Below are 11,446 nucleotides of genomic sequence, written 5' to 3'. Positions count from 1 at the left end.
GACCTCGGCGACGGCGGCGGGCTCGTACTCCTCGGATTCCGGATGGGCCAGCGACCAGGCGTCGAAGAGGGCGACCCAGCCGCGCAGCACGGCGCTGTCGTCGCGGTCCCAGGCGCGCAGCCGCCAGCCGGGGCGGGCGGTGCCGCCGTGCACCTCGATGAGGCCGGCCAGGCGGGCGGTGTCCCAGTCGGCACGGACCTGAGCCGGGGTCAGGCCCAGGTCGTGGGCCGCCCGTTCCGCCGTCGCGTCGGAGAGGATGGCCTTGCCGTCGGTGGTGGCACCGGCCCGGCCGGGGCCGAGGGCGGCGTCGGCCCAGCGGGCGACGCGGGCCGCGCCGGCCAGACCGGAGCGTGCCATTCTGGCCAGCTCGGCCGGGGCCGGGGTGCCCTCCGGGGGGCGCGGCGCGGGGCGGCGCGGGCGCCGCTGGTTCATCGCTCTGGGGGCGGCGGCCAGGGGTCGTGGGCGGACGAGTCGAAGCCTGGAGTCGCGCGGGATACGGGACGTCACGAGTGCAGTCTTGCGGTTGGCGGTCCGAAAACCCAAACGGAATGTCACGGTGGGCGAGGGGGATGGCCAACGCACAGGGTCCGGCGGTGGCCGGAGGGGGGAGAACAGGCCAGTGGCGCGGGGCCAAACGGAATCCTCGGGACCGGCTGACCGGCCGCCGCGGGCCGCGGTCACATGAGGGGGGTGAGGAAGCGCCGCAGGGCCTCCTCGTAGGTGTGCGGGTCGGCGTTCCACATCGCCGCGTGGGGAGCGCCCCTGACCGTGTGCAGCGTGACGGTGTTCGGGTGGGCGGCGGCCAGGCGGCGGGAGAAGCGCCAGGGGGCCACCGTGTCGTCGGGGCCGTGGAAGATCCGGGTGGGGACGGTGACGTGCTCCGGACGGAGGACGCCGGGGCCGCGGTCGCCGTACAGGCCGGTGCGCCCCTGCGCGGCGCGGACCGCGAGCGGCAGCAGTACGCCGGGGGTGCGGCCCGCGGCGAGGGCGCGCAGCGTCGCGTCCCAGCTGAGCACCGGGGAGTCCAGGACCAGCCCGGCGATGTGCTCGCGCGCCATGGAGCGCGCGGCGACGCGCAGCGCCATGGTCGCGCCCGTGGACCAGCCGTACAGGACCACCTGCCGGGCACCGGCGCCCAGCGCGTGGTGCAGCGCCACGTCGAGGTCGTGCCACTCGGTCTCGCCGAGGTGGTGGAGGCCGTCCGGGGAGCGCGGGGCGTCCGGGTCGCCCCGGTAGGCGAGGGCGAGCACGGGGAAGCGGTGGCGGTGCAGGAACTCCATGACGTTCATGGTGTGTTCCCGGGTGGTGCCCAGACCGTGCACCGCGATCACCCAGGTGTCCCGGACGCCCGGCACGAACCACGCGGGGAGCGGGCCGAGGTCGCCGGGGATGACGAGGTCGGTGTGGTCCAGGCCGAGGGCGGTGCCGGGGTCGCCGACGTACAGGGTCGGGGTGAGCCACGCGCGGGCGCCGGGCTCCGGGGTGCCGTAGGTGACGTGTTCCAGGCGGCGCACGACGGTGTCGGCGGAGTCGGAGGCGCCGGCCAGCACGGGTCCGACGACCGCGTGGAAGCCGTCACCGGTGAGGCCGTGGCGTCCGGGCCGCAGCGCGGCGAGGTCGCGGGTGAGGCTGACCTGGCCCGCGGCGGTGCCGTGGACGGTGAGCCGGGGTTCGGTGGGCAGGGGCCCGCCCGGGGGCACCTTGAGGGCGGCGTCGCTGGCGAGCCGGCCGGCGGCCACGGCGGCGGCGCCGACCCCTATCACGGCGGTGACGGCAGCGGCCGTCGCTCTGGCAGTGCGCACAGGACCAGTGTCCTGGCGGAGCCCGGGACCGGCCAGTGGGCGGCAGGGATCACCCGCCGGGGCGACGGGCCCGCCGGGGCGCGCTCCGGCGGGCTTCACCCCCGCTGCCCGTACCCCCGCAGGCGCTCCGCCGCCTCCGCCACCTGCCGCGGCGACAGCAGGTGCGGGGACAGGCCCGGGACCGACGAGGCGGTCAGCCAGACGCGGCACATCCACTCCAGCTGGGCCGTGCGGTCGTAGGCCTGGGCGAGGGTCGTGCCGTGGGTGACGGTGCCGTGGTTCTGCAGGAGGCAGCCGGTGCGGCCGTCGAGGGCGCGGAGCATGTTCTCGGCCAGTTCGTCCGTGCCGTAGGTCGCGTAGCGGGCGACCCGGACGGGGCCGCCCAGCGCCGCGGCCATGTAGTGGATCAGCGGCAGCTCGTCGACGAGCGTGGAGACGGCCGTCGCGTGCACGGCGTGCGTGTGCACGACGGCGCGCGCGCCGGTCGTCCGGTGGACGGCGAGGTGCAGGGGAAGTTCACTGGTCGGGACCAGCGAGCCGAGGACCTGCCGGCCGGCGAGGTCGACACCGGTCACGTCGTCCGGCGTCAGCCGGTCGTACGGCACTCCCGACGGGGTGACCAGGACGGTCCCGCCGACCCGCACCGAGACGTTGCCGGAGGTGCCGACGACGAGCCCGTCGGAGACGGTCCGGCGCGCGGTCCCGACGAGTTCCGCCCAGGCCCGCGCCTCCTCCTCGCGCACCCGGCGCCCGGCGCCCGGCGCCTCCCGTCCGTCCCACCGCTGTCCCGCCATGCCGTGATCCTGTCAGGCGGCACGCTCCCGGGTGACGGAAACCACTGCGGCGGTCCACTCGATCGGCTGAAGAAGCCTCCGCGGGCCGCTCGGCGCCCCAGCACGGGGCCGCCCGCCGGACACGGCGGCGGATCCGCCGTCCGGCGGAGCAACCACCCCCTCTTACGGTCACCGTGATGCCCATTCCAGTTCATCTTCCGTTCACCCTGGTTACCTACGTTCGTCCAGCCAATGACCTCGAACGAATGCCTGGGTAAATGGAAAGCTTCTCGCTGATCCTCGCGATTGTGGTGGTGACCGCACTCGCGTTCGATTTCACGAACGGTTTCCACGACACCGCGAACGCGATGGCGACGACCATTTCGACCGGTGCGCTGAGGCCCAAGGTCGCGGTGGCCATGTCCGCCGTGCTGAACCTCGTCGGTGCCTTCCTGTCGGTGGAGGTCGCCAACACGATCTCCAAAGGCCTCGTCGACGAGGCCGGCATCCGTCCCGAGGTCATCTTCGCCGCCCTGGTCGGCGCGATCCTCTGGAACCTCCTCACCTGGCTGGTCGGCCTGCCGTCCAGCTCCTCGCACGCCCTCATGGGCGGTCTGATCGGCGCCACCGTCGCCTCCGCCGGCGTCGGCGCGGTGCACGGCGACGTCCTGGTCACCAAGGTGCTGATCCCCGCGATCGCCGCCCCGCTGGTCGCCGGCGTCGCCGCGATGCTCGCGACCCGGCTCACCTACCGGATGGGCAAGAAGGCCGACGGCGAGGCCGCCGAGAAGGGCTACCGCGCCGGCCAGATCGCCTCGGCCGGTCTGGTCTCCCTGGCCCACGGCACCAACGACGCCCAGAAGACGATGGGCATCATCACCCTGGCCCTGGTCGCCGGCGGTGCCCTCGCCCCCGACTCCGACCCGCCCCTGTGGGTCATCGTCTCCGCGGGCGTCGCCATCGCGCTCGGCACCTACCTCGGCGGCTGGCGCATCATCCGCACCATGGGCAAGGGCCTGACCGACCTCCAGCCGCAGCAGGGCTTCGCCGCCCAGACCAGCGCCGCGACGGTCATCCTGGCCTCCTCCCACCTCGGCTTCTCGCTGTCCACCACGCACTCCGTCTCCGGTGCCGTGATGGGCGCCGGCCTGGGCCGCAAGGGCGGCGTCGTCCGCTGGTCGACGGCCACCCGGATGTTCGTCGCCTGGGGCCTGACGCTGCCCGCCGCCGCCCTGGTCGCGGCGATCGCCGAGTGGATCTGCGGCTTCGGCTCCTGGGGCACCGCCGTGGTGGCCGTCTTCCTGGTCGTCTCCAGCGCGGCGATCTGGAAGATCTCCCGGCGCGAGATCGTCGACCACACCAACGTCAACGACACCGACGCCTCCGGCGAGGAGCCGTCCGGCGTGGTGACCCAGGCGGTGGCCGCCGTGGCCCCGCCCCCGGCCGGCACCGTGACCGACGAGTTCGCGGCCGCCTTCCCGGAGCAGGTGGCCACCGACCCGCCGACCAAGACGACCGTCTGACCGCGACCCGGCACGAAGGAAGAAGAGCACCATGCAGATCGACTGGGCGGCCCTCGGTTCCGTCTTCGGCGTCAGCCTCGTGGTCACCGTGGCCCTGGTGGGCCTGTTCACCCTCGGCATCGCCGGCCTGTCCCACCGCGACCGGGCCGCCGCCCAGGGCCGGCCCGCGGCCCTGGCGGTCACCGGCGCCTACACCTGCTTCGCGACGTGCGCGGCGGCGGTGGCGTACGGGATCTCCCTGATCATGGCCTGACCGCGGGCCGTCTCCGTCCGACGGGCGGTGCGGGGCCTCGGCCCCGCACCGCCCGTCCGCGTGCGTTCGCGGGCCCCGCCCGCCGTTCCCCCACCGGCGCCCCTCTGTGGGCCTCGGCACACTTCAGCCTCGCAGGTCAACGGCAAGTTGACGGTTCTTCCACGGCCGTGGTGGACTGCCTCAGCCAATACGGCGGCAGGAGAGGAAGCCGGTGAGAGTCCGGCGCGGTCCCGCCACTGTCACCGGGGCGAACGCCCCGGGAGCCAGGAACTCTCGCCGCCGGTCTCGTCGAGCCAGGGCGTGGACACCCTGAGTGAGGACACAACGCCATGCGCGGCTGCCTGTTGAGGTCGACCAGCGACGCTCCGCCCCGTCCCGGGGCCCCTCGCACCGGAATTCCCGCCGGATCCACGACCGGCTGACCCCATGGGTGCCGATCGCGTGTTCGCGTACGGCGCCGCCGCCGGCCTCCTCGGCGACCTGCTGCTCGGCGATCCCCGCCGCGGGCACCCGGTCGCCGCCTTCGGGCGGGCCGCGGCTGCCGTGGAACGGGTGCTGTGGCGGGACGACCGGGGCCGGGGCGCGGTGCACACCGCCGTCTGCGTCGGCGGGGCCGTCGCGCTGGGAGGTCTGGCCGCCCGCTGCGTGCGGTCCTCCCCCGCCGCCTCCGTCGCCCTGACCGGCGCCGCCACCTGGGCCGTCGTGGGCGGGACGTCGCTGGCCCGCGAGGCCCGGGCCGTCGGACGGGCCCTCGAGGCCGGGGACGTCGAGGCGGCGCGGGCGCGGCTGCCCCACCTGTGCGGGCGGGACCCGCAGGCGCTGGACGCCGACGGGATCGCCCGCGCGGTGGTGGAGTCCGTCGCCGAGAACACCTCCGACGCCGTCGTCGGCGCGCTGGTGTGGGGGGCCGTCGCCGGGGTGCCGGGCCTGCTCGGCTTCCGGGCCGTCAACACGCTGGACGCGATGGTCGGCCACAAGTCCCCCCGCTACCGCCGCTACGGCTGGGCCTCCGCCCGCCTCGACGACGTGGCCGGGTGGCCGGGGGCGCGGCTGACCGCCGTGCTCGCCGCGCTCACCGGACCGGACCCGCGCGGGGCCGTGCGGGCGTGGCGGGAAGACGCCGCCCTGCACCCGAGCCCCAACGCCGGTCCCGTGGAGGCGTCCTTCGCGGGCGCGCTCGGCGTGCGGCTCGGCGGGACGCTGTCCTACGGCGGACGGACCGAGCACCGGCCCGTCCTCAACGGCGGCGGCCGGGCGGTGACCGTGCGCGACATCGACCGGGCGGTACGGCTCTCGCGACGGGTCGGCTGGCTCGCGCTCGGCGTCGGTGCCGCCGCGCGGCTCGCCGTGAAGGGACGTGCGGCATGAACGGTGGGGGTCTGCTGGTCGCCGGGACCACCTCGGACGCCGGCAAGAGCGTGGTGACCGCCGGGATCTGCCGGTGGCTGGTGCGGCAGGGCGTCAAGGTCGCGCCGTTCAAGGCGCAGAACATGTCGCTGAACTCGTTCGTGACGCGCGAGGGCGCCGAGATCGGGCGGGCGCAGGCCATGCAGGCCCAGGCCTGCCGGATCGAGCCGACCGCGCTGATGAACCCGGTGCTGCTCAAGCCGGGCGGGGAACGCAGCAGCCAGGTGGTGCTGCTGGGCCGGCCCGTCGGGGAGATGAGCGCGCGCGGCTACCACGGAGGACGTCAACAGCGGCTGCTGGGCACGGTGCTGGACTGCCTGGAGCAGTTGCGGGGCACGTACGACGCGGTGATCTGCGAGGGGGCCGGGAGCCCGGCCGAGATCAACCTGCGCCGCACGGACATCGTGAACATGGGCGTCGCCCGGGGCGCCGGGCTGCCGGTCCTGGTGGTGGGCGACATCGACCGGGGCGGCGTCTTCGCCTCCTTCTTCGGCACCGTCGCCCTGCTCTCCCCCGAGGACCAGCGACTGGTCGCCGGGTTCCTGGTGAACAAGTTCCGCGGCGACGTGTCGCTGCTGGAACCCGGACTGGAGATGCTGCACGGCCTGACCGGGCGGCGGACGTACGGCGTGCTGCCCTTCCGGCACGGGCTCGGCATCGACGAGGAGGACGGACTCAGGGTGTCGCTGCGCGGCGCCGTACGGGAGTCCGCGGTGGCCGCGCCGGTCGGTGAGGACGTGCTGCGGGTCGCCGTGTGCGCGGTGCCCCTGATGTCCAACTTCACCGACGTGGACGCGCTCGCCGCCGAACCGGGGGTCGTGGTGCGGTTCGTGGACCGGCCCGAGGAACTGGCCGACGCCGACCTCGTGGTGGTGCCCGGGACCCGCGGCACCGTGCGGGCACTGGAGTGGCTGCGCGAGCGCGGGCTCGCGGACGCGCTGGGGCGGCGGGCCGCCGGGGGACGGCCCGTGCTCGGGATCTGCGGCGGCTTCCAGCTCCTCGGCGAGCACATCGAGGACGACGTGGAGAGCCGCCGGGGGCACGTGGACGGCCTCGGGATCCTGCCGGTGCGGGTGCGGTTCGCCCGGGAGAAGACGCTCGCCCGGCCCGCCGGGCAGGCCCTCGGCGAGCGGGTCGAGGGCTACGAGATCCATCACGGGGTCGCCGAGGTGCTGGGCGGGGATCCCTTCCTGGACGGCTGCCGGGTCGGGCAGACCTGGGGCACGCACTGGCACGGCTCGCTGGAGTCGGACGGCTTCCGCCGGGCCTTCCTGCGCGAGGTGGCCGCCGCCGCGGGACGCCGTTTCACGCCCGCCCCGGACACCTCTTTCGCCGCGCTGCGCGAGGAGCAGCTCGACCGGCTCGGCGATCTCATCGAACAGCACGCGGACACGGACGCGCTGTGGCGGCTCATCGAGTCGGGCGCGCCGCAAGGACTGCCTTTCATTCCACCGGGAGCGCCCGCATGAGCACTGTGTTGTTGTTGTCGACCGCCGACACGGACCTGCTGGCGGCCCGTGCCTCCGGCGCCGCCTACCGGATCGGCAACCCGACCCGGGTGGACGTGGCCCAGGAACTGCCGGCGCTGCTCGACGGCGCGGACCTCGCCGTCGTACGGCTGCTGGGCGGCAAGCGGGCCTGGGAGGACGGGCTCGCGGCGCTGAAGGCGTCCGGGGTCCCGGCGGTGCTGCTCGGCGGGGAGAGCGTGCCGGACGCGGAGCTGATGGCCGAGTCGACGGTGCCGGCCGGAGTCGTGGCGGAGGCGCTGCGGTACCTCGTCGAGGGCGGCCCGGACAACCTCACCGAGCTGGCCCGGTTCCTGTCGGACACCGTGCTGCTGACCGGTGAGGGCTTCGAAGAGCCGCGGAAGATGCCGGAGTACGGCGTCCACGGCACCCGCGCCCTGGAGCCGGGCCGCCCGACCGTCGGCGTGCTCTTCTACCGGGCCCACGAACTGAGCGGCAACACCGCCTTCGTGGACACGCTGTGCGACGCGATCGAGGCCCGCGGGGCCAACGCCCTCCCGGTGTACTGCGGTTCGCTGCGCGGTGCCGACGCGGAGCTCTACGCGCTGCTGTCGCGGGCCGACGCCCTGGTCGCCACGGTGCTCGCGGCCGGCGGCACGCACGCCTCGCAGGCGTCGGCGGGCGGGGACGAGGAGGCCTGGGACGTCGGGGCGCTGGCCGATCTGAACGTGCCGGTGCTGCAGGGCCTCTGCCTCACCTCCTCGCGCGCCGCCTGGCAGGAGTCCGACGCCGCCCTGTCCCCCATGGACGCGGCGATGCAGGTCGCCATCCCGGAGTTCGACGGGCGGCTGATCACGGTCCCGTTCTCCTTCAAGGAGCAGGGCCCGGACGACGTCCCGGTGTACGTCGCCGACCCGGAACGGGCCGCCCGGGTGGCCGGGATCGCCGTACGGCACGCCCGGTTGAAGCACACGCCGAACGCCGAGAAGAAGCTCGCGCTCGTCTTCACCGCGTACCCGACGAAGCACTCGCGCGTCGGCAACGCGGTCGGCCTGGACACGCCCGCCTCGGCGGTGCGGGTGCTGGACGCGCTGCGGGACGCCGGGTACGGGGTGCACGGGTACCCCGACGACGGCGACGAGTTGATCCACCGGCTCATCGAAGCGGGCGGCCACGACGTGGAGTGGCTGACCGAGGACCAACTGGCCGCCGCGCCCGCGCGGGTGCCGCTGGCGGACTACCGAGCCTGGTTCGAGAAGCTGGACCCGGAGCTGCGGGACGCGATGACCGAGGCGTGGGGCGAGCCGCCGGGCTCGCTGTACGTCGACGGCGACGACATCGTGCTGGCCTCCCTCCAGTTCGGGAACGTCGTGGTGATGATCCAGCCGCCGCGCGGCTTCGGCGAGAACCCGATCGCCATCTACCACGACCCCGACATGCCGCCGTCGCACCACTACCTGGCGGCCTACCGGTGGCTGGAGAACAGCTTCGGCGCCGACGCGATCGTGCACATGGGCAAGCACGGCACCATGGAGTGGCTGCCGGGCAAGGGGCTGGGGCTGAGCGCCGGGTGCGCGCCGGACGCGGTGCTCGGCGACCTGCCGCTGGTCTACCCGTTCATCGTCAACGACCCCGGCGAGGGCACCCAGGCCAAGCGGCGCGGGCACGCCACGGTGGTCGACCACCTCGTCCCGCCGATGGCACGCGCGGACACCTACGGCGACCTGGCGAAGCTGGAGCAGCTCCTCGACGAGTACGCGCTGGTCTCCGACCTGGACCCGGCGAAGGCCCCGGCGGTGCGCGCCCAGATCTGGACGCTGGTGAAGGCCGCCGAGCTCCACCACGACCTGCACGTCGACGAACAGCCGGGCGACGACGACTTCGACGAGTTCGTCATGCACATCGACGGCTATCTGTGCGAGATCAAGGACGTGCAGATCAGGGACGGCCTGCACATCCTGGGCGGCGGGCCCGTCGGCGAGCCCCGGGTGAACCTGGTGCTGGCCGTGCTGCGCGCCTCGCAGGTGTGGGGCGGGCGGGCGAACGCCCTGCCGGGCCTGCGGGCCTCGCTGGCCGAGCACTTCGGGCTGGTGGAGAAGGAGCTGCTGGCCGAGCCCGGCGCCCCGGTGAAGGCGCCGGTGGAGCTGACGGACCTGGTGGACGGCCCCGCGCGCACCGCCTCCGACGCGATCGACCTGCTGGAACAGCTGTGCCGGCGGATCGCCCAGGGCATGGAGGAGCGCGGCTGGGCGGCCGCGGAGGGCCCGGCCCTCGTGCGGGAGGTGCTGGGCACCGGGCTTCCGGACGCGGAGGCCGTGGTGGAGTTCGCCTGCACCGAGGTCGTGCCGCGGCTCGCGCGCACGAGCGACGAGATCGGGCACATCCTCCGCGCGCTGGACGGCGGTTACGTCCCGGCGGGGCCGTCGGGCTCGCCCACCCGCGGGCTGGTCAACGTGCTCCCCACCGGGCGGAACTTCTACTCCGTCGACCCCAAGGCGATCCCCTCGCGGCTGAGTTGGGAGGTCGGGCAGTCGCTGGCGGACTCGCTGGTGCAGCGGTACCTGAGCGACACCGGTGAGTACCCGAGGTCCGTCGGCCTGACGGTGTGGGGGACGTCCGCGATGCGCACCCAGGGCGACGACATCGCCGAGATCCTGGCGCTGCTCGGGTGCCGGCCGGTGTGGGACGACGCCTCGCGCCGGGTGACCGGCTTCGAGGTGGTTCCCCTGGAGGAGCTGGGCCGGCCGCGCATCGACGTCACGGTCCGCATCTCCGGGTTCTTCCGGGACGCGTTCCCGCACGTGGTGGGGCTGATCGACGACGCGGTACGGGCGGTGGCGGAGCGGGACGAGCCGGCCGACCGGAACTTCGTGAAGGCGCACGCCGACGAGGACACCGCCGAGCACGGCGACCGGCGCCGGGCCACGGTCCGCGTCTTCGGCTCCAAGCCGGGCGCGTACGGTGCCGGTCTGCTGCCGCTGATCGACGCCCGCAACTGGCGCTCCGACGCCGACCTCGCCGAGGTGTACGCGGTCTGGGGCGGCTACGCCTACGGGCGCGGGCTCGACGGGCGGGCGGCGCGCGGGGACATGGAGACGGCGTTCAGGCGGATCGCGGTGGCGGCGAAGAACGTCGACACGCGTGAGCACGATCTCGTGGACGCGGACGACTACTTCCAGTACCACGGCGGCATGGTCGCCATGGTCAGGCACCTGACCGGCGCCTCGCCCGAGGCCTACGTCGGTGACTCCGCCACTCCCGACCAGGTGAAGACCCGCACGCTGGGCGAGGAGACGCACCGGGTGTTCCGCGCCCGGGTGGTCAACCCTCGCTGGATGGCGGCGATGCGGCGGCACGGCTACAAGGGCGCCTTCGAGATGGCGGCCACCGTCGACTACCTGTTCGGGTACGACGCGACCGCCGGGGTCGTCGACGACTGGATGTACGAGAAGCTCAGCGCCGAGTACGTCTTCGCCCCGGAGAACCGGGACTTCATGAAGAAGTCCAACCCGTGGGCCCTGCGCGGCATCACCGAGCGGCTCCTGGAGGCCGCCGACCGCGGACTGTGGGCGGAGCCGGACGCCGACACGCTGGAACGGCTGCGCGCCACCTACCTGGAACTCGAAGGCGATCTGGAGGGCGACGACAAGTGACCACCCCCTTTCCGTTCACGGCGGTCGTCGGTCAGGACGACCTGCGCCTGGCGCTGCTGCTGAACGCGGTGAGCCCGGCCGTCGGCGGTGTGCTGGTGCGCGGCGAGAAGGGCACCGCCAAGTCGACGGCGGTGCGGGCGCTTTCGGCGCTGCTCCCGGAGGTGGCCGTGGTCTCCGGCTGCCGTTTCTCCTGCGACCCGTCGGCTCCGGACCCCGGTTGCCCGGACGGTCCGCACGAGAGCGGCCACGGTACGGCGCGGCCCGCCCGCATGGTCGAACTGCCCGTCGGCGCCTCCGAGGACCGGCTCGTGGGCGCACTGGACATCGAGCGGGCGCTGACAGAAGGCGTGAAGGCGTTCGAGCCGGGTCTGCTCGCCGCGTCGAACCGGGGCATCCTGTACGTCGACGAGGTCAACCTGCTCCATGACCACCTCATCGACGTTCTGCTGGACGCCGCCGCCATGGGCGCCTCCTACGTCGAACGCGAGGGCGTCTCCGTACGGCACGCGGCCCGGTTCCTGCTGGTCGGCACCATGAACCCCGAGGAGGGCGAGCTGCGGCCGCAGCTC

Annotated in this window: 8 protein-coding genes, 1 pseudogene and 1 riboswitch; of the genes and pseudogenes, 6 read left to right on the top strand and 3 right to left on the bottom strand. The window is 74.2% G+C overall.

Annotated elements, in window-relative coordinates:
- From B7L92_RS36430 to B7L92_RS36420, 3 genes and pseudogenes are all read right to left on the bottom strand, one after another.
- A pseudogene (locus tag B7L92_RS36430) lies at window positions 1–507 on the bottom strand (hypothetical protein); the annotation flags it as partial.
- 170 nt (window positions 508–677) lie between these two features.
- Window positions 678–1,802: an alpha/beta hydrolase gene (locus B7L92_RS36425; RefSeq protein WP_081241448.1), complete on the bottom strand. Its 1,125-nt coding sequence runs from the start codon at window positions 1,800–1,802 to the stop codon at window positions 678–680.
- A gap of 95 nt (window positions 1,803–1,897) precedes the next feature.
- Complete coding sequence (locus tag B7L92_RS36420) at window positions 1,898–2,596, bottom strand: class II aldolase/adducin family protein (protein WP_081241447.1); 699 nt, start codon at window positions 2,594–2,596, stop codon at window positions 1,898–1,900.
- A gap of 257 nt (window positions 2,597–2,853) precedes the next feature.
- On the opposite strand from B7L92_RS36420, the gene B7L92_RS36415 reads away from it, so the two are divergent.
- The 6 genes from B7L92_RS36415 to B7L92_RS36390 all read left to right on the top strand — a co-directional run.
- Window positions 2,854–4,098, top strand: coding sequence for an inorganic phosphate transporter (locus B7L92_RS36415; RefSeq protein ID WP_081241446.1), 1,245 nt, complete (start codon window positions 2,854–2,856; stop codon window positions 4,096–4,098).
- A gap of 31 nt (window positions 4,099–4,129) precedes the next feature.
- Window positions 4,130–4,351, top strand: a complete 222-nt coding sequence (locus tag B7L92_RS36410; protein ID WP_081241445.1) for a hypothetical protein — start codon at window positions 4,130–4,132, stop codon at window positions 4,349–4,351.
- Window positions 4,352–4,505: 154 nt separating this feature from the next.
- Window positions 4,506–4,646: riboswitch (cobalamin riboswitch) on the top strand.
- Between the two features lie 131 nt (window positions 4,647–4,777).
- Window positions 4,778–5,719 (top strand): cobalamin biosynthesis protein, encoded by a 942-nt coding sequence (locus B7L92_RS36405; protein WP_081241444.1) that lies wholly within the window; start codon window positions 4,778–4,780, stop codon window positions 5,717–5,719.
- Window positions 5,716–7,227 carry a cobyric acid synthase gene (locus B7L92_RS36400; protein ID WP_081241443.1) on the top strand — a complete coding sequence of 504 codons (1,512 nt, stop codon included), beginning with the start codon at window positions 5,716–5,718 and terminating at the stop codon, window positions 7,225–7,227. The genes B7L92_RS36405 and B7L92_RS36400 overlap by 4 nt, the downstream gene beginning before the upstream one ends.
- The gene (gene cobN, locus B7L92_RS36395; RefSeq protein WP_081241442.1) at window positions 7,224–10,877 is read left to right on the top strand and encodes a cobaltochelatase subunit CobN; all 3,654 of its coding nucleotides are present in this window, start codon (window positions 7,224–7,226) and stop codon (window positions 10,875–10,877) included. The genes B7L92_RS36400 and cobN overlap by 4 nt, the downstream gene beginning before the upstream one ends.
- Window positions 10,874–11,446 (top strand): magnesium chelatase ATPase subunit I (locus B7L92_RS36390; protein WP_159461087.1); only part of this gene is annotated, 573 nt, incomplete at its 3' end. The genes cobN and B7L92_RS36390, both read left to right, overlap by 4 nt.

This window comes from Streptomyces viridosporus (assembly GCF_002078235.1).
In the GTDB taxonomy this organism is placed as follows: Bacteria; Actinomycetota; Actinomycetes; order Streptomycetales; family Streptomycetaceae; genus Streptomyces; species Streptomyces viridosporus.
This window is presented reverse-complemented; position numbering and strand designations above follow the sequence as displayed.